Here is a 14,912-nt window from a genome sequence, read left to right on the forward strand (position 1 = left end):
CCTGGAAGCCTGCGCAGTTGCCGATGCCCGCGTGGCGTCTTACTCCACCGTCACGCTCTTGGCCAGGTTACGCGGCTTGTCCACGTCGGTGCCGCGCGCCAGCGCGGTGTGGTAGGCCAGCAGCTGCACCGGAATGGTGTGCACGATCGGGCTGAGCACGCCGGCATGGCGCGGCGTGCGGATCACGTGCACGCCTTCGGACTCGTTGAAGTTGCTGTCCTGGTCGGCAAACACGAACAGCTCGCCACCACGGGCGCGCACTTCCTGCATGTTCGACTTCACCTTCTCCAGCAGGCTGTCGTTGGGGGCGATCACCACCACCGGCATGTCCTCGTCCACCAGCGCCAGCGGGCCGTGCTTCAGCTCACCCGCCGGGTAGGCCTCGGCGTGGATGTAGGAGATCTCCTTGAGCTTGAGCGAGCCTTCCAGCGCGATCGGGTAATGCAGGCCACGACCGAGGAACAGCGCGCTGCTCTTGCGCGCGAAACGCTCGGCCCAGGCGGCGATCTGCGGTTCCATGTTCAGTGCGTGCTGCACGCTGCCCGGCAGGAAGCGCAGCTGCTCCAGGTAGTCCGCTTCCTGCGCCGCGTCGATGCGGCCATGCAGCTTGCCCAGCACCACGGTCAGCTGGAACAGTGCGGCCAGCTGGGTGGTGAAGGCCTTGGTCGACGCCACGCCGATCTCGGCGCCGGCACGGGTGTAGCAGACCAGCTCGCTGGCGCGCGGAATCGCGCTTTCCGGCACGTTGCAGATCGACAGCGTGTGCTTGTGGCCAAGCGACTTGGCGTACTTCAACGCTTCCATCGTATCCAGCGTTTCGCCGGACTGGGAAATGGTGACGATCAGGTGCTTCGGGTTGGCATACGCGGCGCGGTAGCGGTACTCACTGGCGATTTCCACACTGCACGGCAGGCCGGCGATGGCTTCGATCCAGTAGCGCGCGGTCAGACCGGAGTAATAGCTGGTACCACAGGCAATGATCTGCACGCCCTCGATGCCCGACAGCACCGCTTCGGCGTTCTTGCCGAACAGTTCGGCCGGGAAGCCACCGGCGTCGATCGCCGCCTCGATGGTATCGCCCAGCGCGCGCGGCTGCTCGTGGATTTCCTTCTGCATGAAGTGGCGGTACGGACCCAGCTCCAGCGAAGCCAGCGACACATCGGACAGATGCACGTCGCGCTCGATCGGCTGGTCATGCTCGTCGAAGATGCGCACGCCATCGCGACGGATCTCGGCGGTGTCGCCCTCTTCCAGGAAGATCACCTTGCGGGTGGCCGAGATCACCGCCGAGACGTCGGAAGCGACGAAGTTCTCGCCCTCGCCCAGGCCGATCAGCAGCGGGCAGCCCATGCGCGCGCAGACGAAGCGCTCCGGCTCGGCGCGGCTGACCACGGCCAGCGCGTAGGCGCCGGTCAGCTCCTTCACCGTGTGCTGCAGCGCCACCAGCAGGTCGTCGCCGCCCTTCAGGTGATGGTGGATCAGGTGCGCGATGACTTCGGTATCGGTCTGCGACTCGAAGGTGTAGCCCATCGCACGCAGCTTCTCGCGCTGCTCTTCGTGGTTCTCGATGATGCCGTTGTGCACCAGCGCAACGCCCTGGCTGATGTGCGGATGCGCGTTGGCCTCGGTGACGCCCCCATGGGTGGCCCAGCGGGTATGGCCAATGCCCAGCACCGCATTGAAGCCTTCGGCTTCGGCTGCCATCGCCATTTCCGATACGCGGCCGGTACGACGGACGCGACGTACTTCGGGGCGCTCGGCATGGTCGATCACCGCGATGCCCGAGGAGTCGTAACCACGGTACTCAAGCCGCTTCAGGCCCTCGATCAGCACCGGCACTACGTCGCGATCGGCGATTGCACCCACGATTCCACACATGTCACGCGTTTCCTTGAAGACGATCGGCGCATTCTAGCCCGCGTGTCCGGCTTCCCCCTCCTGTCCGCTTAATGAAAGTGTCCGGAAAGGTGTCCGCGGACACCCGGACACTTGAGCGCCCCACCCAACCCATTGACCTGAAAGGAAATAAAGTTGGCACGCTACATGCTTGGTAATAACTACCACCGTCAGGCACGCACCCGATGATCCGCGACACTTCCGCACAGGACCAGATCGTTTCCTCCGCCCCGGCCGGCGCCACCCGCGCCAACTGGCAGCGTTACCGCTGGCCGGCAGTGGGCGCCATCGTGCTGCTGGCCGGCATCGGCTGGGCCGTGCACGCGTGGTCCAACGCCAGCCGCTCCTTCGACAGCAGCCGCGTGCGCATCGCCGAAGTGAAGCGTGGCGACCTGGTCCGTGACATCGCCGCCGACGGCCGGGTGATCGCCGCCAACAGCCCGATCCTGTACGCCATCTCGGCCGGTACCGTGGACCTGAAGGTGGTCGCCGGTGACGTGGTCAAGAAGGGCCAGGAACTGGCGATCATCGACAGCCCGGAACTGCGCAGCAAGCTGGCCCAGGAACAGGCCACCCTGGCCGGCCTGGAAGCCGAGGCCAGCCGTGCCGCGCTGGATGCCACCCTGGCCCGGGCCAAGTCGCGCAAGGAAACCGACCAGGCCACGATCGAACGGCAGGCCGCCGACCGCGACCTGCAGCGCTACCAGCGCGGCTACGACGGCGGTGCGGTGCCGCAGATCGACCTGGCCAAGGCCAAGGACTCCCTGAAGAAGGCCGACATCACTCTGGTCAACGCCACCACCGATGCGCGACTGCAGAGCCAGGGCGCGGACCTGGATGCCCGCAACAAGCGCCTGCTGGCCGACCGCCAGAAGGCCGTGGTGGCTGAAGTACAGCGCCAGGTCGATGCACTGACCCTGCGCGCACCCTTCGACGGCCAGGTCGGCCAGGTGCAGGCCATCCAGTCCACCAACCTGGCCGCCAATGCGCCGGTGCTGGGCGTGGTCGACCTGTCCAAGTTCGAGGTCGAGATCAAGGTGCCGGAAAGCTTCGCCCGTGACCTGGCGATCGGCATGCCGGCGCAGCTGACCGGCGGCAACGGCAAGCCGTTCCCGGGCGAGATCAGCGCGGTGTCGCCGGAAGTGGTCAACGGCGAGGTCAATGCCCGCGTGCGCTTCGCCAGTGAGCAGCCGGAGGGCCTGCGCCAGAGCCAGCGGATGTCGGTGCGCGTGCTGCTCGATACCCGCAAGGACGTGCTGAAGGTCGAGCGCGGCCCGTTCGTCGAACAGGGCAATGGCGTGGCCTACGTGATGGATGGCCGCACCGCAGTGCGGCGTCCGGTGGAACTGGGCGTCAGCAGCCTGGGCGAAGTGGAAATCAAGTCGGGTGTGCAGCCGGGCGACCGCATCGTGGTCTCCGGCAGCGACCTGTTCAAGGACGCCGAACGCGTCTCCGTCAACTGATACCTGAATCCTGGAGAGAGGACACCCCATGTACATGCTCGAAATGCGTTCGGTCGCCAAGGTCTTCCGCACCGAACAGGTGGAAACCCACGCGTTGCGCTCACTGGAACTGCAGGTCAAGGAAGGCGAGTTCGTCGCCGTCACCGGTCCGTCCGGCTCCGGCAAGACCACCTTCCTCAACATCGCCGGCCTGCTGGAAACCTTCACCAGCGGCACCTACATGCTTGACGGCCAGGACGTGAGCACGCTGGGCGATGACGCCCGCAGCCGCCTGCGCAACCAGAAGATCGGCTTCATCTTCCAGGGCTTCAACCTGATCCCCGACCTGAACCTGTTCGACAACGTCGACGTGCCGCTGCGCTATCGGAAGATGAGCGCCAACGAGCGCCGCGAACGCATCGAGAAGGCGCTGACCCAGGTCGGCCTGGGCTCGCGCATGAAGCACTATCCGAATGAACTGTCGGGCGGCCAGCAGCAGCGTGCGGCGATCGCGCGTGCGCTGGCCGGCAGCCCGCGCCTGCTGCTGGCCGACGAACCGACCGGCAACCTGGATACGCAGATGGCGCGCGGCGTGATGGAACTGCTGGAGGAGATCAATGCCGCTGGCACCACCATCGTGATGGTCACCCACGACCCGGAACTGGCCGCGCGCGCGCAGCGCAACGTACACATCGTCGACGGCCAGGTTACCGACCTGGTGCGCGAGCCGGTGCTGGCCACGCCGCGCCACATCGTCGCCGTCAACGAGTGAGGTCACTCCCATGTTCGCCTACTACGCCCGATTGGCGGTACGCAGCTTCCGCCGCAACAAGATCCTGACCGCGCTGATGGTGGTCGCCATCGCGCTGGGCATCGGCGCCTCGATGACCACGCTGACGGTGTTCCACGTCCTGTCCGGCGACCCGATTCCCGGCAAGAGCGACCAGCTGTTCTATGTGCAGGTCGAGCCGCGCCCGCGTGGCGGCTACACCCCGGGTGAGGAGCCTGAGGAACAGATGACCCGGCGCGATGCCGAGACCCTGCTGCGCGAGAAGCGCGGCGTCCGCCAGGCGATGATGAGTGCGGGCGGCGGCACGGTGGAACCGGAGCTCAGCACGCTCAAGCCGTTCTCGGTGGATACGCGCTGGACGTCGGCTGATTTCTTCCCGATGTTCGACGTGCCGATGCAGTACGGGCGCGCCTGGAGCAGCAGCGACGATGACAGCCGCAGCCGCGTGGTGGTGCTGTCGAAAGCGATCAACGACAAGCTGTTCCAGGGTGCGGACAGCACGGGTCGCGAGATCCGCCTGAGTGGCCACTCACTCCGGGTGATCGGCGTGATGAAGAAGTGGAACCCCGAACCCCACTTCTTCGATCTGACCACCGGCAACTACGGCAAGGATGAAGACCTGCTGGTGCCGTTCTCCACTGCGATGGACCTGGAGTTCGGCAGCAACGGCAACATGAACTGCTTCGGCGAGAATCCGGATGGCAGCAGCAACTCGATCAGCGCACCCTGCAGCTGGATCCAGTATTGGGTGGAACTTGACCCGGCCAAGGTCGAGGACTATCGCAGCTACCTGGTCAACTACTCGGACCAGCAGCGCGCGGCGGGCCGTTTCGAGCGTCCCACCAACGTGCGGCTGCGCCCGGTGATGGAGTGGTTGACGTTCAAGAACGCCGTGCCCAGCGACGTGCGCCTGCAGATGTGGCTGGCATTGGGCTTCCTCGGCGTCTGCCTGGTCAACACGGTGGGCCTGCTGCTGGCGAAGTTCCTGCGTCGCAGTGGCGAGATCGGCGTGCGCCGTGCCCTCGGTGCCAGCCGTGGGCAGATCTTCCTGCAATGCCTGGTTGAAGCCGGTGCGGTCGGCGCTGCCGGCGGCGTGCTCGGCATCGGCCTGGCCCTGCTCGGCCTGTATGCGGTACGCCAGCAACCCGTGGACTACGCGAACCTGGCCCACCTGGACGGCAGCATGCTTCTGCTGGCCATCGGCCTGACCCTGTGCGCCAGCCTCGCCGCCGGTTTCCTGCCCGCCTGGCGCGCGATGCAGGTTACCCCGGCCATCCAGCTCAAGTCGCAGTAAGCACGAGTACGAGGACCTCCCATGGATATCCGCCCCATCCTCAGCACCCTGCGCCGTCACAAGACGGCCGCCGCCCTGATCGTGCTGGAAGTCGCCCTGACCTGCGCCATCGTCTGCAATGCCCTGTTCCTGGTCACCCAGCGCGTTGAACGGATCAGCCAGACCAGCGGCCTGGCCGAAAGCGAGCTGGTGTTCGTCCGCGTCAGCGGCATCGGCAAGCAGACCAATGGCCAGGCCCGCACCCAGGAAGACCTGTCCGCCCTGCGCGCAGTTTCCGGGGTGACCGCTGCGGCCAAGGTCAACCAGCTTCCGTTCCGCCCAAACTCCTCCAATACCAGTGTTTCGCTGAAGCAGGAGCAGGAACGCCCGACCGCCTTCGTCACCATGTACATGTTTGGCGAAGGCGGACTGCCCACGCTCGGGCTGCAGCTGACCGCCGGCCGTGACTTCCAGTCCAGTGAATACAGCAACTTCGAGGACGCACAGAAAAACGCTTCAACCAACACCGCCTCCTCGGTGATCATCAGTCGCACGCTCGCCGACAAGCTGTACCCCGGTGAGAATGCGCTGGGGAAAACGTTCTACATGGGCAAGCAGCCACTGCACGTGGTGGGCATCGTCGCTTCATTGGCCACCCCCACCGATTACAACAACAACACCACGCTGTCGATCGTGCTGCCTGTGCGGACTGACTTCACCCAGGGTCCGTACGTCCTGCGCACCGCTCCGGAACGGCGCGAGGAAGTGCTCAAGGGTGCGATCGCCGCGCTTGAACGCAACGACCCCAACCGGCTGGTGCGTGAAAAGCTGACCTATGAGGCGCAGCGCAATGACTACTTCAAGAACGACAGGGCCATGGTCGGGCTGCTGATCACCGTGTGCATCTCGCTGCTGGTGGTCACGGCACTGGGCATCATCGGCCTGGCCAGCTTCTGGGTACAGCAGCGCAGCAAGCAGATCGGCATCCGCCGCGCACTCGGTGCCACCCGCGGGCAGATCCTGCGCTACTTCCAGACCGAGAACTTCCTGCTGGCCACGCTGGGTATCGTGCTGGGCATGCTCGCCGCCTATGCGATCAACCTGGCGTTGATGAACATGTACGAGCTACCGCGCATGCCGCTGCTGTACCTGCCGCTGGGCGCGCTGCTGCTGTGGGCACTGGGCCAGATTGCGGTGTTCGGCCCAGCCCGCCGCGCCGCCGCGGTGCCGCCAGCTGTCGCCACGCGGGGCAGCTGAGGCCACGCCCGTCCCGGCCGGGCCGCGCTGCCGGCCCGGCTTACAAGACTCCCCCCCCGAGGGCGGCCCCTGCGCCGCCACGGGTTTGGCTATGCTTGGTGGGTGGCGCCGGGCTCTCCCGGCGTATGGACACGAACACGGCTCCATCGGCGCCGCCCATCCCTTTCTGCAGAACCGCTTGATGCCTTCGATCCTGATCATCGACGACAACGCCAGTGTGGGTACCGCGCTGGACGTGCTGTTCTCCCTGCACGATATCGACACCCTGCAGGCGCAGAGCCCGGCCGAGGGGCTGGCCCTGCTCGAGTCGCAGCCGGTCGACCTGGTGATCCAGGACATGAACTTCAGCGAGGACACCACCTCCGGCGAGGAAGGCGAAGTCCTCTTCGCACAGATCCGTGCGCGCCACCCGGACCTGCCGGTGATCCTGCTGACCGCCTGGACGCACCTGAGCAGCGCGGTGGACCTGGTCAAGGCCGGTGCCGCCGACTACCTGGCCAAGCCCTGGGACGACCGCAAGCTGCTGACCACGGTCAACAACCTGCTGGAGTTGTCCGAGGCACGGCGCGAACTGGACCGCCGACGCAGCCGCGAGCTGCGCCAGCGCAATGCGCTGGAAGAGAAGTACGAGCTGTGCGGTGCGGTGTTCGCCGATCCGGCCAGCGAGCGCGTCATCGCACTCGCCTGCCAGGTCGCGCGCTCCGAACTGCCGGTGCTGATCACCGGCCCCAACGGTGCTGGCAAGGAGAAGATCGCGCAGATCATCCAGGCCAACTCGCTGGTGGCCAAGGGTTCGTTCATCACAGTCAATTGTGGCGCCCTGCCCTCGGAACTGATCGAGGCCGAACTGTTCGGTGCCGAAGCAGGCGCGTATACCGGCGCCAGCAAGGCGCGCGAGGGCAAATTCGAAGCTGCCGACGGAGGCACGCTGTTCCTGGATGAGATCGGCAACCTGTCGCTGGGCGGTCAGATGAAGCTGTTGCGCGTGCTGGAAACCGGTCGTTTCGAGCGCCTGGGCTCCAATCGCGAACGCCAGGTCAAAGTCCGCGTGGTCAGCGCGACCAATGCCGACCTGCCGGCGATGATCCGCGACGGCACCTTCCGCGAAGACCTGTATTACCGCCTCAATACGGTGGAACTGGTACTGCCACCGTTGGCCGAGCGCCCGGGCGACATCGTGCCGCTGGCCGAGCGCTTCCTGACGGCCGGCAAGCCACTTTCCAATGCTGCAACCGCGGCCCTGCAACGGCACCCGTGGCCGGGCAACGTGCGCGAACTGCGCAACGTGATCCAGCGTGCCGAGCTGCTGGCGACCGGCAACCACATCGAAGTGGCCGATCTGAACCTGCCGCGTGCTTCACCTGCACCGCGCCCGGCACCGAGCGCCGGCAATGATCCAGACCGTGCGCGCATCGAGGATGTGCTGGCGCGCAACCACGGCGTCATCGCCCAGGCCGCCGCCGAACTCGGCCTGAGCCGCCAGGCGCTGTACCGGCGCATGGACCGGCACGGCATCCCACGCGAATGAAGCGGCGCTCGTTCACCTTCCGCCTGTTCCTGCGCCTGCTGCCGGTGCTGGCGCTGGCCGCCGCCTTGCCGTGGCTGCTGGCGTACTGGATGGACCATGGCTGGGTGGTGACCACGGTGTCGGCGGTGATCCTGCTGGCACTGATGTGGTGGACCCTGCTCCGCGCCACCGCACCGGTGCGCTCGCTGATGCGTGCACTGTCCGGCACCACCAGCAGCTACCGCGACGGCGAGTACAACTTCGGCGTGTACTGGCCGGGCAACGACGAACTGGGCGACCTGGTGCAGGCGCACCGCGAACTGGGCGATGTACTGCGCGAGCAGCGGCAGGGCCTGGTGCAGCGCGAACTGCTGCTGGACACCATGGTGCAGAACACACCGGTGGCGATGCTGCTGATTGCTTCCGGCGGCGATGGCATCGCCCGCGTGGTGTTCTCCAACCTGGCCGCACGCAAGCTGCTGCATGGTGGCTGGAAGCTGGAGGGCCAGCGCCTGGAAGAGGTGCTGGAACAGGTGCCGGTGGAGCTGCGCGATGCCATCGCCCGTGGCGGCGACAGCCTGTTCGCGGTGCATGCCGAGGGCGAGGACGGCGACGAGGATGACGAGCAGGTCTATCACCTGTCGCGCCGCGCCTTCCAGCTCAACGGCCGTCCGCACGACCTGCTGCTGGTACGCCTGCTCACCGCCGAACTGCGCCGCCAGGAAGTGCAGACGTGGAAGAAGGTGATCCGGGTGATCAGCCACGAGCTCAACAACTCACTGGCGCCGATCGCCTCGCTGGCCCACTCCGGTGGCGTGCTGGTGCAGCGCGAGCGCTTCGATCGGCTGCCCGAGATCTTCACCACCATCGAAGACCGCGCACGCCACCTGGAAGGCTTCATCCGTGGCTATGCGCGCTTTGCCAAGCTGCCGCAGCCGCAACTGCAGACCGTGCACTGGGCACCCTTCCTGTCCAGCCTGCGCCAGCAGATCCCGTTCACCATGGATCGCGAACCGGACGAGGAACTGAGCAGCCGCATCGACATCGCGCAGTTCGGGCAGGCACTGCTGAATCTTCTGAAGAACGCGCATGAAGCCTGCGCCGAGGCCGATCCGCCCAACGATGACGTGCAGGTGCAACTGACGCGGCTGCCGCAGTGGCTGCGCCTGGATGTACTGGACCGCGGCAAGGGCATGAACGAGCAGGTGCTGCAGAACGCACTGATGCCGTTCTATTCGACCAAGCGCAATGGCACCGGCCTGGGACTGGCACTGACCCGCGAGATCGTGGAAGCGCACGGTGGCCGCGTGTCGCTGCAGAACCGCGGTGATGGCGGGTTGTGCGTGTCGATCCTGTTGCCGGTGGGCTGAGCGGGCCGATCGGGTAGAGCCACGCCATGCGTGGCTGTGCCGACCAAGGTCGGCACCTACCAGACGCGCCGCATCACTACCCGCAGGTGCATCGGAAAGCCGAGCGCGGCCTCTTCGGCCATGACTGCGCGCAGACCGTCGTTCCACTCCGCCTCAGGCACTACGTCGAACCCTTCGCTGGCATAGAAGGCTGCATTCCACGGCACATCGCTCAAGGTGGTCAGCACCGCTGCAGCAAAGCCGGCAGCCCTGGCCTGCGCCAAGGCATGGCGCAGCAATGCACGGCCGTGGCCACGACGCGCATGCGCCGGGTCCACGTCCATCTGCAGCACATGGAACTCACCGCACAGTTCGCCAGCCAGCAGGTAACCCGCAACGCCACCATCAGCGGCATCGACTACCCACAGCTGGCCACGCTGAAGGCCGTCCTGCAGGGTCAGCAGGTCCAGGCCGTGGCCGGCGAACACCGGATAGGCTTCGTGGCCCTTCAGCAGCTCACCGGCACGCTGTTCGATCGCCGGCAGCACGCCAAGCTCGTCGGCGTGCGGAAGGCGTGGTTCAGGGCTTCTTGACCGGGCGCTTCCAGCCATCGATGGTTTCCTGTCGTGCACGTGCCAGTGTCAACTTGCCGTCCGGAGCGGTGCGGGTGATGACCGAGCCGGCGGCGATGGTCGCGCCCTCGCCGATCGTCAGCGGTGCCACCAGCGAGCTGTTGGAGCCGATGAACGCGTTGTCGCCGATGGTGGTGGTCGACTTGTTCACGCCGTCGTAGTTGCAGGTGATGGTGCCGGCACCGATGTTCACCCTGCTGCCGATCACCGCATCACCCAGATAGGTGAGGTGATTGGCCTTGCTGCCGACACCGAGGGTGACCTTCTTGGTCTCGACGAAGTTGCCGACGTGCACGCCATCGGCCAGCACGGTACCTGGGCGCAGGCGCGCGAACGGACCGACCAGTGCCGCGCCTTCGGTGACCACGCCTTCCAGATCACAATGCGCGCGTACTTCGGTGCCCGGGCCGAGAGTGACGTCCTTCAGCCGGTTGAACGGACCAATGGTGACGCCGTCACCGAGCACGATGTTGCCTTCAAGGACGACATCGACATCGATCAGCACGTCGCTGCCCACGGTAACGGTGCCACGGATATCCAGTCGTGCCGGGTCGCGCACGCGTGCGCCCTGTGCGCACAGCGCACGCACCGCACGGCGCTGCCAGGCGCGCTCCAGCTGCGACAGCTGCCAGGGATCGTTTGCCCCCTCGGCTTCCTGCGCGTCGGCCACCAGCGCCATCTCGGCCGGGGTGTACTCGTGCGCGGCGAACGCGAACACATCGGTGAGGTAGTACTCGCCCTGCGCGTTGCTGTTGGAGAGCTGCGACAGCCAGCGGCGCAGCGCGGTCGATTCTGCGGCGATGATGCCGGTGTTGATCGTGCGCACGCGCAGCTGGTCATCGGTGGCGTCCTTCTGCTCGACGATCGAGCCCACCTTGCCCTCCGCATCACGCAGCACGCGGCCGTAACCGGTCGGGTCATCGACGTCGGCCACCAGCACCGCCAATCGCCCCGGCTGCGCCAGCAGGTCGCGCAGGGTCTGCGCGCGGATCAGCGGCACATCGCCGTACAGCACCAGTACCTGCGCAGCATCGGGAACCTGCGGCATCGCCTGTGCGACGGCGTGCCCGGTACCGAGCTGCTGTGCCTGCTCGGCCCATTGCAGATCGGGCTGGTCGGCGAAGTACTGACGCACCGCCTCGCCACCATGGCCGTAAACCACGTGGATGGCCGCCGGCTGCAGCTCGCGGGCCGCATCGATCACGTGCGCCAGCATCGGTTGGCCGGCGATCGGCTGCAGCACCTTCGGCAGCACCGACTTCATGCGCTTGCCGGCGCCGGCGGCGAGGATGATGACGTGCAGGGCTTGGGTCATGGGAGCGGCAGTCCGTGGTTCGTTGCCGATGATTCTAGAGCGTGGGCCGTTAACATGGGCATCCCTCCTCCTTCACCATGCCGATGAGCCTCGTCCGCCAGGGAAGCGCCTATCTCGCGATCGGGCTCGTGCAGCTGCTGGTCGATTGGCTGGTGTTCGTGGTCACCACCGCGCTGGGCATGCCGGTGGCGCCAGCCAACATCGCCGGTCGCCTGGCCGGCATGCTGCTGGGCTTCTGGCTCAACGGCCGCTACACCTTTGCCGAGGCCGGCACCCGCAAGCTTGGATGGAAGCGCTTTGCACGCTTCTTCGGGCTGTGGCTGCTGCTGACGGCGGCTAGCACGCTGCTGGTCAGCCTGGTCGACCAGGCGCTGGGCCTGCAGTACACGTGGCTGGCCAAGCCGCTGGTGGAAGGCGGGCTGGCGTGCGTGTCGTTCCTGTTGATGCGCTACGTGGTGTACCGCTGATACGACGTCGGGATCGGGACCGGTAGCGTCGGCTGAAGGTCGACGCTACCCGATCGGCCCAGCCACACTCTCCAAACAAAAACGCCGGCACAGGGCCGGCGTTCTCGTGGGTGCAGCGCGAACCTCAGTGCTTGAGATTCTTGCGCAGGCGCTCCAGCGCCTGCAGCTGGACGACGGCTTCAGCCAGCTTCTGCTGGGCTTCGGCCACTTCCATCGCTTCGCCGCGGTTGGCCAGGATGCGCTCGGCTTCTTCCTTGGCCTTGCGGACCGAGGCTTCGTCGATGTCCTGCGCGCGGATCGCGGTGTCGGCCAGCACGGTCACTACCTGCGGCTGCACTTCCAGGATACCGCCGGAAATGGCGAAATCCAGCTGCTCGCCGTTCGGCGTGGTCACCACCACCTTGCCCGGCTTCAGGCGGGTGATCAGCGGCGCGTGCTTGGGCGCGATGCCCAGTTCGCCCAGCTCACCGGTGGCCACGACCAGGGTCGCTTCGCCACGGAAGATTTCCTGCTCGGCGCTGACGATGTCGCAACGGATCGTGCTCATGCAAATCTCTTCGCTGTTCGCGGCGGCGCAATGCCACCGTGGGGGTCCACCGGCGCGGGCGGTTGCCCGGCGCCGGCGTCAGGTCGGGCAGGATCGCTCCCGCCCGTCCCGGATCAGGCCTTCTCGGCCATCTTCTTGGCCTTCTCGACCGCTTCTTCGATGCCGCCGACCATGTAGAACGCCTGCTCCGGCAGGTGGTCGTACTCGCCATCGACGATGGCCTTGAAGCCACGGATGGTGTCCTTCAGCGGCACGTACTTGCCCGGCGAACCGGTGAACACTTCGGCCACGTGGAACGGCTGGCTGAAGAAGCGCTCGATCTTACGGGCGCGCGACACGGCCTGCTTGTCCTCTTCGGACAGCTCGTCCATGCCCAGGATCGCGATGATGTCCTTCAGTTCCTTGTACTTCTGCAGGGTCTGCTGGACGCGCTGGGCGGTGTCGTAGTGCTCGTGGCCGATGACCAGCGGGTCCATCTGGCGGCTGGTGGAGTCCAGCGGATCGACGGCCGGGTAGATACCCAGCGAGGCGATCGAACGCGACAGGGTCACGGTCGAGTCCAGGTGGGCGAAGGTGGTCGCCGGCGACGGGTCGGTCAGGTCGTCCGCGGGAACGTAGACGGCCTGGATCGAGGTGATCGAACCGTTCTTGGTCGAGGTGATGCGCTCCTGCAGAACGCCCATTTCCTCGGCCAGGGTCGGCTGGTAACCCACGGCGGACGGCATGCGGCCCAGCAGTGCCGACACTTCGGTACCGGCCAGGGTGTAGCGGTAGATGTTGTCGACGAACAGCAGGACGTCCTTACCCTTGCCGTTTTCGTCCTTCTCGTCGCGGAAGTACTCGGCCATGGTCAGGCCGGTCAGGGCGACGCGCAGACGGTTGCCCGGCGGCTCGTTCATCTGGCCGTACACCATCGCCACCTTGTCCAGGACGTTGGAGTCCTTCATTTCGTGGTAGAAGTCGTTGCCCTCACGGGTACGCTCACCCACGCCGGCGAACACGGACAGACCGCTGTGCGCCTTGGCGATGTTGTTGATCAGTTCCATCATGTTGACGGTCTTGCCGACGCCGGCGCCGCCGAACAGGCCGACCTTGCCGCCCTTGGCGAACGGGCACATCAGGTCGATGACCTTGATGCCGGTTTCCAGCAGCTCGGTGGCCGGGGACTGGTCTTCGTACGACGGGGCCGCACGGTGGATTTCCCAGCTGTCGCTGGCCGCCACCGGGCCGGCTTCGTCGATCGGACGGCCGAGCACGTCCATGATGCGGCCCAGGGTGCCAGCACCGACCGGCACGGAGATGCCGCGGTTGGTGTTGGTGGCAACCAGGTTGCGCTTCAGGCCGTCGGTGGAACCGAGGGCGATGGTACGCACCACGCCGTCGCCCAGCTGCTGCTGGACTTCGAGGGTGATTTCGGTGTTGTCGACCTTCAGTGCGTCGTACACCTTCGGCACCGACTCACGCGGGAATTCGACGTCGACGACCGCGCCGATGATCTGAACGATCTTGCCCTGACTCATTGCTGCATCCTCTAATGTGTGCTTTGAACGAACGCGGTCAGACTGCTGCCGCGCCGCCGACGATTTCGGAGATTTCCTGGGTGATCGCTGCCTGGCGCGCCTTGTTGTAGACGAGCTGCAGGGTGCCGATCAGCTTGTTGGCGTTGTCGCTCGCCGCCTTCATCGCAACCATGCGTGCCGCATGCTCGGAGGCGACGTTTTCCAGCAGTGCCTGGTACACCAGCGACTCGATGTAACGCGTCATCACGTGCTCGAGCACGGTCGCGGCATCGGGTTCGTACAGGTAGTCCCAGTCGTGGTGAGCGACCTGCTTCTCAGCCGGCGGCAGCGGCAGCAGCTGATCGAAGCTGGCCTTCTGCACCATGGTGTTCACGAAGCGGTTGTAGACCAGGTACACGCGGTCGATCTTGCCTTCGGTGAAGGCGTCGAGCATGACCTTGATCACACCGATCAGCGATTCCAGCTTCGGCACGTCGCCGATGTGGGTCACGCTGCCGACCATGTTGACCTTCACGCGGCGGAAGAAGGTCGAAGCCTTCTGGCCGATGGTCACCAGGTCCACTTCGGCACCCTTGTCCTGCCATGCATTGGCTTCGCCCAGCATCTTGCGGAACAGGTTGTTGTTCAGGCCGCCGGCCAGGCCGCGATCGGAGGAGATCACGATGAAACCGACCCGCTTGACCTGTTCGCGCTCGACCAGGAACGGATGCTGGTAATCGGTACTGGCCTGGGCCAGGTGGCCGATCACCTGCTTCATCGCCTGCGCGTACGGACGCGAGGTCTTCATCCGATCCTGCGCCTTGCGGATCTTGGAGGCCGAGACCATTTCCAGGGCGCGCGTCACCTTGCGGGTGTTCTGCACGCTCTTGATCTTGGTTTTGATTTCGCGTCCGCTTGCCATCTCTTGTTTCCCGTGG

At 65.9% G+C, this 14,912-nt stretch carries 13 protein-coding genes; 7 read left to right on the forward strand and 6 right to left on the reverse strand.

Features of this window, described 5'->3' with window-relative positions; genetic code table 11:
- Positions 1–39: 39 nt before the first annotated feature.
- Positions 40–1,878, reverse strand: coding sequence for a glutamine--fructose-6-phosphate transaminase (isomerizing) (glmS, locus tag DFO63_RS09235; protein WP_049445935.1), 1,839 nt, complete (start codon positions 1,876–1,878; stop codon positions 40–42).
- 203 nt (positions 1,879–2,081) lie between these two features.
- On the opposite strand from glmS, the gene DFO63_RS09240 reads away from it, so the two are divergent.
- From DFO63_RS09240 to DFO63_RS09265, 6 genes are all read left to right on the forward strand, one after another.
- Positions 2,082–3,359, forward strand: a complete 1,278-nt coding sequence (locus tag DFO63_RS09240; protein WP_049445934.1) for an efflux RND transporter periplasmic adaptor subunit — start codon at positions 2,082–2,084, stop codon at positions 3,357–3,359.
- Positions 3,360–3,387: 28 nt separating this feature from the next.
- On the forward strand, positions 3,388–4,110 hold the full coding sequence (locus DFO63_RS09245; protein ID WP_005419487.1) for an ABC transporter ATP-binding protein: 723 nt from the start codon (positions 3,388–3,390) through the stop codon (positions 4,108–4,110).
- A gap of 10 nt (positions 4,111–4,120) precedes the next feature.
- Positions 4,121–5,422 carry an ABC transporter permease gene (locus DFO63_RS09250; protein ID WP_049445932.1) on the forward strand — a complete coding sequence of 434 codons (1,302 nt, stop codon included), beginning with the start codon at positions 4,121–4,123 and terminating at the stop codon, positions 5,420–5,422.
- 21 nt (positions 5,423–5,443) lie between these two features.
- Entirely contained in the window at positions 5,444–6,658 is a 1,215-nt protein-coding gene (locus tag DFO63_RS09255) for an FtsX-like permease family protein (protein ID WP_101766116.1), read from the forward strand.
- Between the two features lie 181 nt (positions 6,659–6,839).
- On the forward strand, positions 6,840–8,186 hold the full coding sequence (locus DFO63_RS09260) for a sigma-54 dependent transcriptional regulator (RefSeq protein ID WP_101766117.1): 1,347 nt from the start codon (positions 6,840–6,842) through the stop codon (positions 8,184–8,186).
- Positions 8,183–9,535: a HAMP domain-containing sensor histidine kinase gene (locus DFO63_RS09265; RefSeq protein ID WP_119006798.1), complete on the forward strand. Its 1,353-nt coding sequence runs from the start codon at positions 8,183–8,185 to the stop codon at positions 9,533–9,535. The genes DFO63_RS09260 and DFO63_RS09265 overlap by 4 nt, the downstream gene beginning before the upstream one ends.
- A gap of 56 nt (positions 9,536–9,591) precedes the next feature.
- Here the strand turns inward: DFO63_RS09265 and DFO63_RS09270 are convergent, their stop codons facing one another.
- Complete coding sequence (locus DFO63_RS09270; protein WP_049445926.1) at positions 9,592–10,125, reverse strand: GNAT family N-acetyltransferase; 534 nt, start codon at positions 10,123–10,125, stop codon at positions 9,592–9,594.
- Positions 10,094–11,461, reverse strand: a complete 1,368-nt coding sequence (gene glmU, locus DFO63_RS09275; protein WP_049445924.1) for a bifunctional UDP-N-acetylglucosamine diphosphorylase/glucosamine-1-phosphate N-acetyltransferase GlmU — start codon at positions 11,459–11,461, stop codon at positions 10,094–10,096. The genes DFO63_RS09270 and glmU overlap by 32 nt, the downstream gene beginning before the upstream one ends.
- Positions 11,462–11,544: 83 nt before the next feature.
- Between glmU and DFO63_RS09280 the strand changes: the two genes are divergently transcribed.
- The gene (locus DFO63_RS09280; RefSeq protein WP_119006799.1) at positions 11,545–11,928 is read left to right on the forward strand and encodes a GtrA family protein; all 384 of its coding nucleotides are present in this window, start codon (positions 11,545–11,547) and stop codon (positions 11,926–11,928) included.
- A 124-nt stretch (positions 11,929–12,052) separates the two neighbouring features.
- Here the strand turns inward: DFO63_RS09280 and DFO63_RS09285 are convergent, their stop codons facing one another.
- The 3 genes from DFO63_RS09285 to atpG form a co-directional block, all read right to left on the reverse strand.
- A complete protein-coding gene (locus DFO63_RS09285) occupies positions 12,053–12,475 on the reverse strand; it encodes a F0F1 ATP synthase subunit epsilon (RefSeq protein ID WP_005419509.1) in 423 nt (140 codons plus the stop codon).
- 113 nt (positions 12,476–12,588) lie between these two features.
- Complete coding sequence (gene atpD, locus DFO63_RS09290; RefSeq protein WP_010481327.1) at positions 12,589–13,995, reverse strand: F0F1 ATP synthase subunit beta; 1,407 nt, start codon at positions 13,993–13,995, stop codon at positions 12,589–12,591.
- 37 nt (positions 13,996–14,032) lie between these two features.
- On the reverse strand, positions 14,033–14,896 hold the full coding sequence (gene atpG / locus DFO63_RS09295) for a F0F1 ATP synthase subunit gamma (protein WP_119006800.1): 864 nt from the start codon (positions 14,894–14,896) through the stop codon (positions 14,033–14,035).
- Between the last annotated feature and the right edge of the window lie 16 nt (positions 14,897–14,912).

The organism is Stenotrophomonas sp. AG209, from assembly GCF_003550055.1.
Lineage (GTDB): Bacteria > Pseudomonadota > Gammaproteobacteria > Xanthomonadales > Xanthomonadaceae > Stenotrophomonas.